Raw genomic sequence first — 16108 nt, forward strand, 5'->3', positions numbered from 1 at the left:
ATTTCGGGCAAGACTATAGGCCGAAAACACTAAAAACCAGTTCGGCGCCTCACGCATGTCAAAGCAAATGCTTCATCCAGAGCGTCTCAAGGCCTGGCTAAACCAGCTGGAATCTCTGCCTTTGCCCGTTCCCCTGGAGCAACGCGATCACATTCGCCGGGCGCTGAACGACAGCCGCCGCTCGATACGGGACATTGCCGACCTGCTGCAGGACGCGCCGACACTGGCTTTCGCCATCCTGCGCGAGGCCAACCGCGCGGCAAGCGCCAAGGACAATCCGGCGGAAAGCCTGGAAGTCGCGCTCAACCGTCTGGGCCTGAGCCGCGCCAGCCAATTGCTCGACAGCCTGCCGGCGGTACCCGAGGCACAGATGCCGCGTGCGCTGAACCAGCTGCTGCTGATCAGCCGTCACGCCATGCAGCAGGCCAGCGGCCTGTTCGCCAACCGCCTGGCGCGGCTGTGGCAGGAAATCCACTGGGGCAGCCTGTTCACCCTCGCGCCGCTCTGGGCGCTGGCCACCGCCAAACCCGAACTGCTGGAGAACTGGCAGCGCCAGGTCTATGGCCTGGGCCGCTGCAGCAGCGAAGTGGAGGAGGAGTTGCTCGGCACCCGCCTGCTGCCGCTGTGCCGCGCACTGGCCGACAGCTGGCGGCTGCCGGACTGGGTCGGCCAGGGCTACGCCCTGCTCAGCGACGACAAACGCCTGCTGGTGCGCGCCCTGCACGTCGCCCATACCGAGCACGATCCACTGGGCCAGCAGCAGCGCCTGGACGCCGACCCCGAACTGCAGCGCTGGCTGACCCGTCCGGCTAACACCATCCTCCTCGCCAACAGCCTCGCCATGGCCGCGCACCAGTCCTGGGGCGGCGTGCACATGCTGCGCTGGCAACGCCTGACCAGCCTTTACCTGCAGATGCCGCTGGAAGAATTGCAGCAGACCGTCCACGGTCTTGCCGCACAAAGCGCTCGCCGCCACGCGCGGCCGCTGCTCTGGCACCCGGCCGAGGCGTTGCTCTGGCCCTGGGCGGCGCGCCGCTGGCTCAATGGGCCGAAAACCGAGGAACCGGCCAAGGCGCCGGACACCCTGGCCGAATGGCGCCAGCACTGCACCCGCCTGATGCAGTCGCCCAGCCCGTTTGGCAACGCCGTGCAATTGCTCGACTGCGCCACCGACGCGCTGCTGGCCTGCGGTCTGCAGCGCGGGATGATCCTGCTGGCCGACAAAAGTGGCAGTTGGCTGCAAGCGCGCCGGTACTTCGGCCTGGACGGCGAGATCGGCGACTTCAAGCTGGAAGTCGCCGCCAGCCCGGTGCTGCGAAAACTCCTGCAACAACCCGGTCAGCTGCGCCTGAGCCCGGCCAACATCGCCGAGTTTTCGGCATTGCTTCCCGGTTCGCTGAAAGCTCTGATCCCCAGCGAACACCTGCTGCTGCGTTCGCTGGGCAATGGCGCGCGGGTGGTCATGCTGGTGGTTTGCGACCGTCACGGCCAGCCATTGGCGGACCTTCACGCCCAGGCGTTCGGCCGGACCGCTCAGTGCATCGAGCACGCGGTGAGGCACATGGCGCGAGGCGCCTGATCGGCGAAAGGTTTGCGCCCCGCCGCGTCCCCTTTAAACTAACCGCCCTCAAGGGGTAGCCCAGGGCGCCTGCTCACGTTGCCTCCGCCACCGTTCCCGCCGGGAGACTCCGACATGTCCGCCTTCTCCGCCCTGCCCCTGGTGATCGAACCGGCTGACCTCGCCAGCCGCCTCGAAGCCCCCGAACTGATCCTGGTCGACCTGACCAGCGCCGCACGTTATGCCGAAGGCCACATCCCCGGCGCCCGCTTCGTCGCCCCTGCGCGCACCCAACTGGGCGGCCCGGCACCGGGCCTGCTGCCAGCCAAGGCCGATCTGGAAACGCTGTTCGGCGAACTGGGCCACAACCCCGATGCCGTCTACGTGGTCTATGACGACGAAGGCGGTGGCTGGGCCGGTCGCTTCATCTGGCTGCTGGATGTGATTGGCCACCACAACTATCACTACGTCGACGGCGGCCTGCATGCCTGGCTCGCTGACGGCCTGCCACTGAGCCAGGACGTCCCTGCGCCTGCCGGCGGCCCGCTGCCGCTGACCCTGCACGACGAACCCACCGCCACCCGCGAGTACCTGCAGAGCCGCCTGGGCGCCGCCGACCTGGCCGTCTGGGACGCTCGCAACCCCAGCGAGTACAGCGGCCAGAAAGTCCTCGCCGCCAAGGCCGGCCACGTGCCCGGCGCCGTCAATTTCGAATGGACCGCCGGCATGGACCCGGCCCGCGCCCTGCGCATCCGTACCGATATGCCGCAGATCCTTCAGGACCTGGGCATCACCAAGGACAAGGAAGTGATAACCCACTGCCAGACCCACCACCGTTCCGGCTTCACCTACCTGGTGGCCAAGGCTCTCGGTTATCCGCGGGTCAAGGGCTATGCCGGTTCCTGGTCGGAATGGGGCAACCATCCCGACACCCCCGTAGAGGTTTAAGGAATGTCGTTCAAAGATCGTCTGTTCATCCTCGCCCAGTACCTGCTGCCGCATCACCTGCTGTCGCGCCTGATCGGCTGCGCGGCCGAGTGCCGCGCGCCCTGGTTCAAGGATCGCCTGATTCCCTGGTTCGCCCGCCGCTACCAGGTCGATATGCGTGAAGCCCAGGTCGAGGACCTGAGTGCCTATGAGCACTTCAACGCCTTCTTCACCCGCGCTCTCAAGGAAGGTGCGCGTCCGCTGGACGAAAGCGAAGGCGCAGTGCTCTGCCCGGCCGACGGTGCCATCAGCCAGCTCGGCCCGATCGAGCATGGCCGCGTGTTCCAGGCCAAGGGCCACAGCTACAGCCTGATGGAACTGCTGGGCGGCGACGCCGAGCGCGCCGCGCCCTTCATGGGCGGAGAGTTCGCCACCGTCTACCTGTCACCCAAGGACTACCACCGCGTGCACATGCCGCTGGCCGGCACCCTGCGCGAAATGGTCTACGTGCCGGGCCGCCTGTTCTCGGTGAACCAGCTGACCGCCGAGCAGGTGCCGGAGCTGTTCGCCCGCAACGAGCGCGTCGTGTGCATCTTCGACACCGAGCGCGGGCCGATGGCCGTGGTGCTGGTGGGCGCGATGATCGTCGCCTCCATCGAAACCGTGTGGGCCGGCCTGGTCACGCCGCCCAAGCGCGAACTGAAGTCCTTCTCCTACGACGAGGCTTCCCGCGCGCCGATCCATCTGGAGAAAGGTGCCGAGCTGGGCCGCTTCAAGCTGGGCTCCACCGCCATCGTGCTGTTCGGCCCCGAGCAGGTCCGCTGGGCGGAAAACCTCGCCGCCACCAGCGCCGTGCGCATGGGCGAGCGCCTGGGCGGCGCGCGCCAGGGCTGACGCCTGCTGTCCATAAGGCAGGCGGCCAACGAGCCGCCTGCCACTGCTTTGTGCCTCATCGTGCCAGTTCTGCCATGAATCGTTTCCTGCACCTGATGGGCTGGCGAGCCAACGCCACCAGTCATCTTGAAAAATGGCTCTCCGCCATCGGAGCGCTCTGCGGCATCGCCGCCATCTACGCCGTTACCCACTGGGTATTGCCCGGCGAAGCGGCCATCTGGGTCGTCGCCTCCATGGGCGCCAGCGCCGTGCTGCTGTTCGCCGTTCCCCACGGCGTGCTGTCGCAGCCCTGGGCAGTGCTGGGCGGGCAGGTACTCTCAGCCCTGGTCGGGGTGATCTGCCAGAAGCTCTTCCCTGAGCAATCCTTTACCCCGGCCCTGGCAGTGGGCGCGGCCATCCTGGTGATGCACTACGCCCGCTGCATCCACCCGCCGGGCGGTGCCACCGCGCTGGCGGCGGTCTCCGGCGGGCCGGCGATCAGCGCCCTGGGCTTTCACTATGTGCTCAGTCCGGTGCTGCTCAATGTGGTGCTGATCCTTGCCGTCGCCGTGGCCTTCAACGGACTGTTCGCCTGGCGCCGCTATCCCGCTCCGCTGGCGCGCCTGCCGGCCACGCCGAAGCTTTCCGCCGGGCCGGCGCCGGAAGACCTGTATCACGCGCTGCGCAAGATGGATTCCTACATCGACGTACAGTTCGACGATCTGTTGAAGATCCTCCAACTGGCCCAGCAACACGCCCAGGCACAGCGCCTGACGCCCGACGACATCCTGCTCGGCGCCAGCTACAGCAATGCCCAGAGCGGCGATGCCTGGGCCGTGCGCCAGGTGATCGACGACCACCCGGGCAAGCGCGGCCGCCAGGACCAGGTGGTCTACAAGGTGGTGGCCGGTGCAGGCAAGGGCAACACCGGTGTCTGCCGGCGCCAGGACCTGCTCGACTGGGCCGCGCATGCGGTGATGCCCCAGGGGGACGGGTGGGTCCGCGTCACCGCCCAGGATTCGTCGCGCGACGCTCTGCAACGCCAGATAAAAGGCGAAACGCCACTGCCGTGACCTGTCCGCGCACCAGTCGGGCGATGGGCTGCGGCGGGCCACGGATGCTGCTAGAGTTCGGAAAAAGCCGACAGTAATGACCAACCGGTTCGTACAACGAAGCGGATTGTGGAGAAACCATTCCCGCCATGGACAACAGTCCCCAGCAGTTTCTACGTGTCCCCACCCCGACGCACGAGAGCCTGAGCTTCTGCAACGCCAACACGCGCGAGCTGAAAAACTGGCTGGATCACCTGCCCAAGGCCAACCTCGGGGAGACTGCCCGCCAGCTCTACCAAGGCCTGATCGAACTCAACCAGCTCAAGCTGCCGGTCGAAACGCGTCTGCAATTGCTGGAGCTGTTCCGCCCGGAAGTCCACTTCGTCTGCCATAACCTGGAGCGGCATTTCCTCAACCAGTCCATTGTCCTGGACGAGCGCCCGCGCAAGGTCGCCAATCTCTGCCAGGCGCTGCAGAACCATCTGGCCATCGGCTACAAGCTCATCGTCGTACGTGAAGCTTCGCGCTTCACCCGCGAGCGCGCCCAGGTCATGACCGCCGCCATCCAGCGCGCCATTCGCAGTCTCTGCGGGCCTCTGGTGCGCGCCTCGCAGCTGTACTGCCCGGTGCCCGAGCACCTGTGGCTGGAACTCCACCAGCTCTACCAACTGGCCCGCCAGCACGGCCTGCAGCACACCCCGGTGCGCGACGCCCTGGCGCGCCAGTCCCAAGGGCTGTCCATCGAGCACGCCTACCTGGTGGCGCTGATGCTCGGCTCTGCACGCTGCAACCAGATGCGCCAGAACAACATCGCCCGCGTTGCCGAAGCTCTCGAGAGCTGGACGACTCAGGTGAGAGTCCAGGCCGCCGATGCGGCCTCCACGCTGTTCGTGGTGGTGCCCCAGGTAGATGGCCCGCCACGCTACCGCACCCTATTCAAGGAAAGCGATCTCGCCGGCGGCCTGGGCATCGACCCGCAACCACTGGTGGACCTCATCCGCGAGTACCTGCTGCTGCCGCCGGAGAATCGTGCACAGGCGCGCCTGAAGGTGCCCGAGGGCATCAGCATCGACCTGCTGCAGCACCTCGCGGCCGCCTGGGGCGACATCGCCGAACGCACATTCCACCGCACTCCCGGCCAGGGCCAACTGACCCTGTGCATCGGCATGAGCGCCCTGCACTATTTCCTTGCCGGCCGCAAAAGCTTCAATGAGCTGCTGAAAATCCAGGTTCAGGAGCAGGTACCGACCTTCAAGGCCGAGGTGAAGGACGCCTGGTCCGGCGCTTTCGACGCGCAGAAGGTCAACGACTGGCAGCCCGGCATGCCGCTGGAAGAGATCGAATACACCGCACCGCGCAACGCCGACGACCGCGGCGGCAGCCTCACCGCGGAAAGCACGCGTGACGACTACCCCGTCCACACCCTTGCCATCGTCAACCACAGCCCCGGCGGCTACTGCCTGACCTGGCCGAAGGAAATCCCGAGCCAATTGCAGGCCGGCGAACTGCTGGGCATCCAGGACACGCCGGAGCACGGCTGGAGCGTCGCCGTGGTGCGCTGGATCCGCCAGGTCCGTGGCGGCGGCACGCAGATGGGCATCGAGCTCGTCGCTCCGCTGGCCCAGCCTTGCGGCCTGCAACTGCTGCGCAAGACCGAACAGGGCAGCCAGTACCTGCGCGCCCTGCTGCTGCCGGAGATTGCCGCGATCTCGCGCCCGGCCACCGTCATCACTCCGCGCCTGCCCTTCCAGGAAGGCAACCGCGTGCAGCTCAACCTGAACGGGGACGAGCGCCGCGCCACCCTGACCCGCAAGGTCACCGCCACTGCCAGCTTCACTCAGTTCGAATACCAGGCGCAGGACGCGGCCGGCCTTCCGAGCGATAAGCCCATCACAGGGTCGAACGCTCGTCCCAATAGTGGGGAGGAAGACTTTGACTCCCTATGGAAGTCTCTGTAGATTCCGGAGAATTCCCTTTCGTCGCCTCTTTGCTGCCGTCCAGCGCGGTATAAGCAGCCTTCCCCATGGCCAATGAAAAGAAAACCATCCGCCTGCTGATCCTGGAAGACTCGCAGAACGAAGCCGAGCGCCTGGTCAGCCTGTTCCGCAACGCCGGTCGCGCGACCCGCGTCCACCGTATCACCTCCAGCGAAGACCTGACGGACATCCTGCCCCAGGGCTGGGACTTGCTGATCGCAGCGCCCGAAGCCGAGGCGCTGGACCCCAGCGAAGCGCTGGGCGCGATCCGCCGCCAGGCCAAGGACATCCCCTTCATCCAACTGGTCGGCGGCAACGATTCCGACGCCGTGACCGAGGCCCTGGCCCTCGGCGCGCAGGATGCCCTGCCGCAAGGCGAGGATGAGCGGCTGATCCTGGTGGCCAACCGCGAACTGGCCAACCTCGAGGAACGCCGCGCGCGCCGCGCCGCCGAAGTCGCCCTGCGCGAAGCGGAGAAGCGCTGCCAGCTGCTGTTGGACAGCTCGGTGGACGCCATCACCTACGTCCACGACGGCATGCACATCTACGCCAACCGCGCCTACGTCAGCCTGTTCGGCTATGAAGACGCCGAGGAGCTGGAAGGCATGCCGATGATCGACCTGATCGCCGGTTGCGACCAGGCCAACTTCAAGGATTTCCTCAAGGGCTACCATCCCTCCAAGGACAGCAGCGAGGACAACCTCGACCTGGCCTGCAGCGGCATCCGCAGCGACGGCCAGGCGTTCGCCGCGCGCATGACCTTCTCGCCGGCGACCTACGACGGCGAGCCTTGCATCCAGGTAGTGATCCGCGCCGAATCCGACAATGCCCAGCTCGAAGAAAAGCTGCGCGAAGTCAGCAGTCAGGACCTGGTCACCGGCCTGTTCAACCGCGCCCACTTCCTCGACCTGATGGATGGCGCCGTCGAGCGCGCAGTAACCGCCGGCCAGCCGGCGACCTTCGCCTACATGCAGCTCGATCGCGCCCAGGCCCTCCAGCTCGACCTCGGCGTCGCCAGCATCGACCTGCTGCTGGCGGACCTGGGCAACCTGCTGCGCGGTCAATTCCCCGAGCAGGTCCAACTGGCCCGCCTGAGCGACGACGTCTTCGCCGCGCTATTGCCGGGCGAAACCCCGGAACAATCCGCGCCTCGCTTCAGCGCCCTGCTGAAAAAGGTCGAAGGCCACCTGTTCGACATCCATGGCCGCACCGCGCAGGTCACCCTGTCCATCGGCACCGCCGGGCTGGACGAGAAGACCACCCGTCCCCAGGACGTCATCGAACGCGCCCACCGCGGCGCCGACGAGATCGCGCAGAAGGACGGCAACGGCCTGAAGGTCTTCAACCCGGCCGATGAGCTGGCCGCCGCCGCGTACCGTGGCGACGTCAGCGCAATCGTCCGCCAGGCGCTGGAGCAGAACAGCTTCCGCCTGCTGTTCCAGCCGATCATCAGCCTGCGCGGCGATACCCACGAGCACTACGAAGTGCTGCTGCGCCTGCTCAACCCGCAGGGCGAGGAAGTGCCTCCGGCAGATTTCCTCAATGCCGCGAAGGCCAGCGGCCTGGCCGAGAAGATCGACCGCTGGGTGCTGCTCAACTCCATCAAGCTGCTCTCCGAGCATCGCGCCAAGGGCCATGAGACCAAGCTCTTCGTGCATCTCTCGGGCCCCAGCCTGCAGGACCCGGAACTGCTGCCGTGGCTGAGCGTGGCGCTGAAGGCTTCGCGCCTGCCGGCCGACGCGCTGATCGTGCAGATCAGCGAACCGGACGCCATCGCCTATCTGCGCCAGGCCAAGATCCTCAGCCAAGGGCTGGCGGAGCTGCACTGCCAGATCGCGCTGTGCCAGTTCGGTTGCGCGCTCAACCCGTTCAACACGCTCAAGCACATGAACGTCGACTTCGTGAAGGTCGATGGCTCCTACGTGCAGGACCTGAACATTCCGGAAAACCAGGAAAACCTGAAGACCCTGATGGCCAGCCTGCACGCCCAGGCCAAACTGACCATCGTGCCCATGGTGGAAAGCGCCACCGCACTGGCCACGCTCTGGCAGGCCGGCGCCAACTACATCCAGGGCCGCTACCTGCAGGGCCCGAGCCAGGCGATGGACTACGACTTCGCCTCGGATGAATAAGCGCCAGTCACGGCGCAGCTCCAGCATTGAGGGGTGATCCATCGCGGACAGAGTCCGCTCCTACCCCCAGCCTGCGCGCAGGAGCGGACTCTGTCCGCGATTGGGTTGGCTTCACGCCGAGCCATCCATAGCATGCGACAACAAAAAGCCGCCCCGAGGGGCGGCTTTTTCATTCCGGCGTCGACCCGTGCGGATCAGGCACCTTCGCGATCACGGAAGCCGAGCAGGTAGAGGATGCCGTCCAGCCCCAGGGTGGAAATCGCCTGCTTGGCCGACTGCTTGACCAGCGGCTTGGCGCGGAAAGCCACGCCCAGCCCGGCCAGCCCCAGCATCGGCAGGTCGTTGGCGCCGTCGCCCACGGCAATCGTCTGCTCCAGTTGCAGGCCTTCCTTCGCCGCCAGTTCGCGCAGCAGGTCGGCCTTGCGCTGGGCGTCGACGATGGGCTCGATGGCCACGCCGGTGAGCTTGCCGTCGACGATCTGCAGTTCGTTGGCGAACACGTAGTCAATGCCCAGCTTCGCCTGTAACTGCTTGGCGAAGTAGCTGAAGCCGCCGGAGAGAATCGCGGTCTTGTAACCCAGGCGCTTGAGTTCGGCGAAGAGGGTTTCGGCACCTTCGGTGAGGCGCAGCGAGGCGCCGATCTCTTCCAGCACGTCCTCGGACAGGCCCTGCAGCAGCGCCAGGCGTTCCTTGAAGCTGGCACGGAAGTCCAGCTCGCCGCGCATGGCGCGCTCGGTGATCTCGGAGACCTGCTCGCCAACACCGGCGGCCTTGGCCAGCTCGTCGATCACTTCGGCCTCGATCAGCGTCGAGTCCATGTCGAACACCGCCAGGCGACGGTTGCGACGGAACACCGAGTCCTGCTGGAAGGCGATGTCGACGTTCAGCTCCTGGGCCACGCTGAGGAACTCGGCGCGCAAGGCCGCCGGATCGGCAGGCTCGCCGCGCACGGAGAACTCGATGCAGCCCTTGCCTTCGTCGGCCGGCGTATCCAGCGGCATGCGCCCGGACAGGCGATCGATCTGGTCGATGTTCAGGCCGTACTTGGCAGTGATGGAGCTGACCCGCTGCAACTGCTCGGCGGTCACCCGGCGGGTGAGCAGGGTCACGATGTGGCGGGGCTTGCCCTGGCCACCGACCCACTGCCGGTAATCGTCTTCGGACACCGGCGTGAAGCGCACCTGCTGGTCGAGCTTGTAGGCCGTGAACAGCACGTCCTTGAGCACCGACGAGGCCCGCTCGGTATCCGGAATTTCCACCAGGATGCCGAAGGACAGGGTGTCATGGATCACCGCCTGGCCGATGTCGAGGATGTTCACGCCACCCTGCGCCAGGACGCCGGTAATGGCCGCGGTGAGGCCGGGGCGGTCTTCCCCGGTGATGTTGATCAGGACGATCTCGCGCAAGGCGCTGTCTCCGCCATGGAAAAAAGGCCGACATTCTACCTGCTTTCGCTGCCTCTCGGATGCTCCGCTCGCCCGCCCGCCCACTGTTCGAGAGACGGCACCGCCGATCGGAATGCGCGGCAGATCGGTGCGGCCTGCCGACTTTCGCCGCCTTGACGGAACCTGCGGCGCTTTGCCCCCCGTTAGGGCCTCGTTATACTGGCCCGCATCTGCCTTAGAGAAGACCGAGCCCGCTGTGACCCGGCCCACCTCCGTCAAGCCCGACAATTTCTTCCTGCTGCTCTTCCACGCCCTGCGCCAGCGCCGCGTGCCGATTGCGCTGCGCATCGCCATCCACGGCCTGCTGCTGGTGGCCGCCGCCCTGGTGATCTACGCCTGGGTGATGGGCATGCAGTTCAAGCAGGCCATGCAGCAGCAGGCCGACGCCCTTGGCCAGAGCCTGACCACGCAGACCGCGCAGTCGGCCACCGAGCTGCTGGTGTCCAACGACCTCCTCAGCCTCAATGTGCTGCTCAACAACCTGACGAAGAACCCGCTGGTGGCCCATGCGGCCATCTACAGCGTGGACAACCGCATCCTCGCGGAGTCCGGCACGCGGCCCAAGCAGGGCCTGCTGGGCGACGCCGAGGGCCTGTACTCCACGCCCATCACCTTCCAGGAAGTGATCGCCGGCCACCTGCGCATCAGCCTCGACATGCATCAGTTCGAGCAGCCGATGACCGTCAGCCTGCAGAGCATGGGGCTGATCAGCCTGATCCTGCTGCTGCTCACCCTGACCTTCGGCCTGCGCCTGGGGCGGCAGATTTCCACACCGCTGCTGCAGCTTCGTGTCTGGCTGCGCGACCCGGACGACCCCGCGCCAGGCGCCGGCCTGCAGAACGAGATCGGCGACCTCGCCCGCCAACTGCAAGCGCGACTGGTGCCCGAAAAGCCGCCGGCCCCGGAGCCGGTGGCCAGCGCCCCCGCTCCGCGCCCGAAAGCGCCGGCCAAGGCAGGCAAGCCCGCCGCCAGGGAGCCGTCACTGGAAGCAACCGGCTCCACAGACGAACACGAGTTCGACGAGAACATTTTCTCCGACGAAGAACTGCTCGCCCCTGCCGCGCGCCGCAAGGCGGGCGAGGACCAAGACTTCCCCGAGGAAGAGTTCGAGGCGGCGGTGGAAGAGGAAGCCGAAGACGAAATCGGCGTCGAAGAAGAGCCCGAAGCCGAACCGGAGCCGGTTTCCGCCGGCCCCAGCGCCGTGCTGGCCGTGCAACTGGGCGCACAGGAACAACTGCGTCGCCTGCCGCGCGCTCGCCTGGTCGACCTGCTGCAACGCTACCGCGACTGCCTGGAGCAGGCCGCGCGCCTGTACAAGGGCGCGCTCTATACCCTCAGCGATGGCGGCAGCCTGATCCTCTTCCACAGCCGCGACCAGGACGAGGAATTCCTGACCAACGCGCTGTGCTGCGGCGAGCTGATGCGCGCCCTGGGCCATGCCCTGCAGATCGAGGTGGCCGATAGCGGCATCACCCTGCAACTGCAACTGGGCCTGGTACTGGGCGAGGATATCGCCGACCTGGAACAGGCCGATTTGCTGCAGGACGCTTCGGCCCAGGACGCCCTGGCGCTCAGCCAGCACAGCCGCAACCTGCTGCTGGTGGAGAAATCCATCGGCGACGACGAGAAGGTCCGCGAACGGGCACGCATCCGCCCCATCGCCAGCCCGGAAAACGCCTGCTGCGTGGAATGGCTGAAGGAACCCTACCCGTCCATGCTGGAGCGTCAGCTCTCGCGTATGCGCGCCCTGCGCACGACCTGACCCCCACTAGAAAGAGAGGGGGCCGCCGGGCCCCTCGTGGAAAGGATTCCATGACTACCCTGATCACCCATCCCCTGCCCGCGCTTGCCGTGGGCCTTGCGCTCGGCTCGCGCTTCATCCCGCCGCGCCTGCTGCTGGCCGGCATGCTTGCCGCCTGCCTGCCCGACCTCGATGTGGTCGCCTTCAAGCTCGGCATCGCCTATAGCGATGCCTTAGGTCACCGCGGCTTCAGCCATTCGTTGCTGTTCGCAGCCTGCCTGGGGGTGCTCGGGGCGCTTTGCTGCCGCCTGCTGGGTAGCGGCCCCTTGAAAGCCGGCCTGTGGATCGGCCTGGCGACCGCATCCCACAGCATGCTGGATGCGATGACTGATGGTGGGCTTGGGGTGGCCTGGCTCTGGCCGTGGAGCGACCAGCGCTACTTCCTGCGGCTGCACCCCATCGAAGTCTCGCCCATCGGCTTGTCGCGCTTCTTCAGCCCGCGCGGGCTGGAGGTGCTGCTGTCCGAGGCGCGCTGGGTCTGGCTGCCCTGCCTCGCCGTAGCCATTGCCGGTACCACTGCACGCCGCCTGCTCTGTCGCCGCGACTCACGCAGCGCCGGCTGACTCAGTGCTTGTCGAGTTGCGCCTGGAGTTGATCCAGTAACGATGCTTGCCCGCTCTGTTGCGGCAACTGCGCGCTATAGCCCTGGAAACTGCCGAACCGCGCCTGGTAATCCAGCTCGATCTGGAAGCGGTTGTTCCAGCCAGGCGAATCCTCCGGCATCAGTTGGTCGCAATCGCGCAGTGCCTCGGGCGACTCGCAGGGCTTGTAGGCTTGCGGGTAGACCTGGCGCTTCCACAACACCCAGGGTGACAGGGCCAGTCCGGCAATGCGGTTGCGCCGCAGATCCAGTTCGAGCAGTTGCAGCAGGCCGTTGCCACCCAGGTACTGGTGCTGGTAGTCGACCATCACCATGTCCACGCTGTGCCCCAGGTCATTGAGCATCCGCGTGTGCACTGCGCCATCGGCATGGGCGTTCAGGGTGAGGAAAATCTGGTCGTTGCGGCGGATCAAGCGGTCCCACAGCAGCTCGCCGCTGGCGTTGTCCTCGTGGGACAGCTCCGCGATACCGCTGGGATTGCGCCGCAGGATGCTGTGCGAAGCGAGGATGACGGGCACGTGCGGATGCTGGTCGATGACGCTCTGCGCCCAGACGAGGGTGGTGTCCGAGGGATTCCAGTCCAGCGCCAGCAACATGAACGACTGACCGTAGCGCTGGAACATGTGCACCTGGCTCAGCCCCTTGGGGTCGCTGCCGACATAGGTGCTCTGCCAGGCGGCGCGCTCGGGGCCGAAGTGATCGGAGAAACGATCGAGGAAGGAGCGCCGATCATCGGTGCTGGCCTCTTCATGCACGTCACGCTCCCCTGTAGCGATGCTATAGGGAACGCCGCGCTCCTCCAGGATGCGCATCGCGCCGCTGGCGGTCTGCCATTGAGTGGCGACACCGGCGTTTTCCACCACGTCCCCCAGGTGCACCACCAGCGGAACCTGCAACACCTCGGCGTGCCTGGCCAGCCAGGAGGTCTGGGCGAAGAAGGCCAATGCCGGCTGGTACGGCAGGTCGGGGAAGCGCTCCTCGCTGCGGAACAGATGGCGCTTGCGGTGGTTGTTCTCCGCGTAGAACTGGGTGTCCGGCAGCAACGGCAGGACGAAGCTGCCGCCGCCGGAGACGAGCTCCAGGGGCGGTAGCGGATGCTGGCGGAAGAATGCCTGGTCTCGTTCGACGACATCCTGGGTATCCGAATCACCGCAGCCACCCAGCAGCAGGCAGCAGGCAAGCAGGGAAATCAGTGCTTTCATAAGGGGTTGGAGCCCACTCCGGGGAGGCGTAGCAGGCGGTAGGTGTCATTGTCGAAACGGCCTTCGAACAGCTGCTGCGAGGCCGCAGGCAGAGCGGCGGCGATACGCTCGGCATCGCGCGCCTGGATCATCAGATAGAACGGGCCATTCTGCGCCGCGAGTTGACCAGGGCGATCGAGGAACAGCGGCTGAAGGTCGCGGTCGAGGTTGACCATCAGCTTGATCGCGCGCGCGTCCGGTGCCATGCCATAGAGCGCCAGCGGCGCAGGCTGCGCGTCAAGCCGGCGGACCAGCTCGCGGGAGAACGCCTGGGAGTCGTAGAGACGATGTTCCGTCGGCTCGAAGACCAGGATGTAGCTTGCCCAGAGCGCCAGCGCCGCCCCCAGCGCCAGCGCCGCCGGGCGCTGCCAGCGCAACGCGCCGAAAACCAGCAGCGCCGCGAGCGCCACTATGCAGGCCGGCACGCGCCAGCCCAGCGCGGCGACCTCCTGCGGATAACGCTTCCAGGCCAACCACAAGCCGGCCAGCAGCAAGGCAGGCAGGACCAACCACAGGAAGCGCAGCAAACCGCGAAGCAGCTGCGCCAACCGACCGCCAGCGACCATGAATGGGTAGCCCGCGATGATGGCCGCCAGCGGCGCCAGCGCGATGATGTAGCGGGCCTTCTTGGCTTGCGGCACCGACAGGCCGGCCATGACCACCAGCGCCGCCAGGGCGCAACCCGCCACCAGACGGAACGCGGGCTCGTGGCGACGCGGCCAGAGCAGCACCAGCGCCGGCAGCGCCAGCGGGAACGCCAGCGCATAGTTGCCCAGCGAACTGCGGAAGTAATAGAGCGCATCGCTGGAACCGGCAGAGCCATCCAGGCGGCCGATCACCTGCATCTGCAGGACGTCCTGGACGAAAGCCTCGCCGCCCGAGGAGCGCGCCAGGGCGATCAGCACGAACACGCAGAGGATCAGTAGCGCCAGAGCACTGGCGGAAAAGGCGAACAGCGGCTTCCAGCGTCGATCCAGCAGCAATTGGCTGCAGACCATACCCGCCGGCACTACCAGCCCCAGCGGACCACGCAGGGCAAAGCCCAGCAGCAGCAGGGGCAGCACGCGCACCAACAGTCCCGACACGCCAAACCGATGGGCGTGGAAGGCGGCGTAGAAGGCCAGCAGGCCCACGGCGGCGACCATCAGGTCGAGGGAAACCGCGCGCGTCTCGCTGACGAAGGTGGCGGTCAGCAGCAGCATCGCCACGCTGATCAACGCCCATGAGCGCGAAAAAGGCGCCACCAGGCGATAGACCACCCCGGCGCAAATGGCCCCGGCCAGTGCAGTGGGCAGCCAGGCGGTGAATTCGCTGACCCGTCCCAGCGGCAGCGACAGCAGGTAGATCAGGAAGGTCGAGGTCGCCGGATAGTCCGGGTAGGGCAAGCCATAGGTGGTCGGGAACCAGCCCGGACCATGACGCAGCATTTCGCGGGCGAACAGGACGAAGCGCGAGTCGAAGCCGACGAAGGCATCGCCCTGCACGCCAAGCAGGAACAGCAGCAGGGTCGCCAGCATGACGCAAAACGTCTGACGACTCAGGGCGGAATCCGCCTGAACACCGGGAATAGGGGGGAGTGAAGACACGCGCGAGTCTCTTGCAGGTCCCGCTCGGAAACGTCCGGGCGCCAATCGCCTGCACAAGGGCCCGTAAATACCACGGAGGCCGTCAAGAAGATGTCAAAAGCGGCCACGCCAGACGCAGAACGGCCCGCAAAGCCATGCCTTGCGGGCCGTGAAAGTGCGTATCGACTGACTGAGGCTTAGAAGCGGTAAACCTCGACATCGGTGCGGATCGGCACCACCAGCGGAATTTTCGGCCCCTCTTCCTTGGGCTTGGCCACCTGCTCGGTGTTCGCCACCGCCGGCTTGCGTGGCGGAGCGGCCTGCTGCTCGGCAATCGCCGCAGCGACCGGTCGCACGTCGCGGGCCAACTGCACGGACAGCTTGCGCAGCAGATCGCCCTGGGCGCGCACCTGGTCCTGCACGCTGCCCGAGTGTGCCTCTTCCTCGCGGAAGACACGGCTGTCGCGCAACTCACCCTTCTGGTCGAGCAGGCGCCAGCGCGCCTCCAGTACCGCCGGCTCCTTGGGGCCGGAGTCCAGGCGGCTGATGGTCAGCATGACCTGCACCTGCGGGGTGAAGCCGGGCTTCTCCGGGAACAGCGCCAGGCGGGTGCTGTCCAGCTCCCCCGAAAGCAGGCGCATCAGCTGCTGGCTGACGTTGGTCTCCAGGCTGCCGGCCCAGCGGGCTTCGGTGGACAGATTGAGGATACCGTCGGCCTGACGCTGGACCATGGTCTCGCGCTTCAGGTAATCGGCCAGGGACACCGGGCCGAGCAGTACTGCGACTCCGTTGTCACGGGTCGGGACAGGAACCGCACCGGCATCCAGCTGGTACAGCTGGGTCGGTCGGTTCACTGTACACCCCGTCAGCCCGAGAAGGCTGGCGAGGGAAAGAAAGGCCAAGACGCGCCACGCGCTCATCTGGATCACCGTCATTC

The 16108-nt window shown here is 66.5% G+C and carries 12 protein-coding genes; 8 read left to right on the top strand and 4 right to left on the bottom strand.

The window, feature by feature from the left end; all coding sequences use genetic code 11:
* The first annotated feature begins 67 nt into the window (after positions 1-67).
* The 6 genes from MJ122_RS19600 (at position 68) to MJ122_RS19625 (ending at position 8518) form a co-directional block, all read left to right on the top strand.
* Entirely contained in the window at positions 68-1579 is a 1512-nt protein-coding gene (locus MJ122_RS19600) for an HDOD domain-containing protein (protein ID WP_239745763.1), read from the top strand.
* A gap of 114 nt (positions 1580-1693) precedes the next feature.
* Complete coding sequence (gene rhdA / locus MJ122_RS19605; protein ID WP_088416171.1) at positions 1694-2506, top strand: thiosulfate sulfurtransferase; 813 nt, start codon at positions 1694-1696, stop codon at positions 2504-2506.
* Between the two features lie 3 nt (positions 2507-2509).
* On the top strand, positions 2510-3379 hold the full coding sequence (gene asd, locus MJ122_RS19610; RefSeq protein ID WP_017520406.1) for an archaetidylserine decarboxylase: 870 nt from the start codon (positions 2510-2512) through the stop codon (positions 3377-3379).
* A 74-nt stretch (positions 3380-3453) separates the two neighbouring features.
* A complete protein-coding gene (locus tag MJ122_RS19615; protein ID WP_239745764.1) occupies positions 3454-4431 on the top strand; it encodes an HPP family protein in 978 nt (325 codons plus the stop codon).
* A gap of 128 nt (positions 4432-4559) precedes the next feature.
* Positions 4560-6368, top strand: coding sequence for a molecular chaperone (locus MJ122_RS19620; protein ID WP_088416169.1), 1809 nt, complete (start codon positions 4560-4562; stop codon positions 6366-6368).
* A 65-nt stretch (positions 6369-6433) separates the two neighbouring features.
* The gene (locus tag MJ122_RS19625; protein ID WP_088416168.1) at positions 6434-8518 is read left to right on the top strand and encodes an EAL domain-containing protein; all 2085 of its coding nucleotides are present in this window, start codon (positions 6434-6436) and stop codon (positions 8516-8518) included.
* A gap of 194 nt (positions 8519-8712) precedes the next feature.
* Here the strand turns inward: MJ122_RS19625 and serB are convergent, their stop codons facing one another.
* On the bottom strand, positions 8713-9924 hold the full coding sequence (gene serB / locus MJ122_RS19630; RefSeq protein ID WP_088416167.1) for a phosphoserine phosphatase SerB: 1212 nt from the start codon (positions 9922-9924) through the stop codon (positions 8713-8715).
* 235 nt (positions 9925-10159) lie between these two features.
* Here serB and MJ122_RS19635 point away from each other — a divergent pair, with 235 nt between their 5' ends.
* Complete coding sequence (locus MJ122_RS19635) at positions 10160-11725, top strand: AhpA/YtjB family protein (RefSeq protein WP_239745765.1); 1566 nt, start codon at positions 10160-10162, stop codon at positions 11723-11725.
* 50 nt (positions 11726-11775) lie between these two features.
* Positions 11776-12327, top strand: coding sequence for a metal-dependent hydrolase (locus tag MJ122_RS19640; RefSeq protein WP_239745766.1), 552 nt, complete (start codon positions 11776-11778; stop codon positions 12325-12327).
* A 1-nt stretch (position 12328) separates the two neighbouring features.
* On the opposite strand, the gene MJ122_RS19645 is transcribed toward MJ122_RS19640, so the two are convergent.
* The 3 genes from MJ122_RS19645 to MJ122_RS19655 all read right to left on the bottom strand — a co-directional run bounded on the left by MJ122_RS19645 (position 12329) and on the right by MJ122_RS19655 (position 16091).
* Positions 12329-13567 (bottom strand): calcineurin, encoded by a 1239-nt coding sequence (locus tag MJ122_RS19645; protein ID WP_239745767.1) that lies wholly within the window; start codon positions 13565-13567, stop codon positions 12329-12331.
* The gene (locus MJ122_RS19650) at positions 13564-15123 is read right to left on the bottom strand and encodes a phospholipid carrier-dependent glycosyltransferase (protein ID WP_239745768.1); all 1560 of its coding nucleotides are present in this window, start codon (positions 15121-15123) and stop codon (positions 13564-13566) included. The genes MJ122_RS19645 and MJ122_RS19650 overlap by 4 nt, the downstream gene beginning before the upstream one ends.
* A 245-nt stretch (positions 15124-15368) precedes the next feature.
* Positions 15369-16091: an ABC-type transport auxiliary lipoprotein family protein gene (locus MJ122_RS19655; protein ID WP_026079199.1), complete on the bottom strand. Its 723-nt coding sequence runs from the start codon at positions 16089-16091 to the stop codon at positions 15369-15371.
* Positions 16092-16108 lie beyond the last annotated feature (17 nt).

The organism is Pseudomonas sp. DP-17 (assembly GCF_022380625.1).
Classification (GTDB): Bacteria; Pseudomonadota; Gammaproteobacteria; order Pseudomonadales; family Pseudomonadaceae; genus Pseudomonas; species Pseudomonas nitroreducens_A.

Coding starts and splice junctions, on each gene's coding strand:
- MJ122_RS19600 (WP_239745763.1), top strand. CDS start 68: ATGCTTCATCCAGAGCGTCTCAAGGCCTGGCTAAACCAGCTGGAATCT.
- rhdA (WP_088416171.1), top strand. CDS start 1,694: ATGTCCGCCTTCTCCGCCCTGCCCCTGGTGATCGAACCGGCTGACCTC.
- asd (WP_017520406.1), top strand. CDS start 2,510: ATGTCGTTCAAAGATCGTCTGTTCATCCTCGCCCAGTACCTGCTGCCG.
- MJ122_RS19615 (WP_239745764.1), top strand. CDS start 3,454: ATGAATCGTTTCCTGCACCTGATGGGCTGGCGAGCCAACGCCACCAGT.
- MJ122_RS19620 (WP_088416169.1), top strand. CDS start 4,560: ATGGACAACAGTCCCCAGCAGTTTCTACGTGTCCCCACCCCGACGCAC.
- MJ122_RS19625 (WP_088416168.1), top strand. CDS start 6,434: ATGGCCAATGAAAAGAAAACCATCCGCCTGCTGATCCTGGAAGACTCG.
- MJ122_RS19640 (WP_239745766.1), top strand. CDS start 11,776: ATGACTACCCTGATCACCCATCCCCTGCCCGCGCTTGCCGTGGGCCTT.
- MJ122_RS19645 (WP_239745767.1), bottom strand. CDS start 13,567: ATGAAAGCACTGATTTCCCTGCTTGCCTGCTGCCTGCTGCTGGGTGGC.
- MJ122_RS19650 (WP_239745768.1), bottom strand. CDS start 15,123: ATGCTGGCGACCCTGCTGCTGTTCCTGCTTGGCGTGCAGGGCGATGCC.
- MJ122_RS19655 (WP_026079199.1), bottom strand. CDS start 16,091: ATGAGCGCGTGGCGCGTCTTGGCCTTTCTTTCCCTCGCCAGCCTTCTC.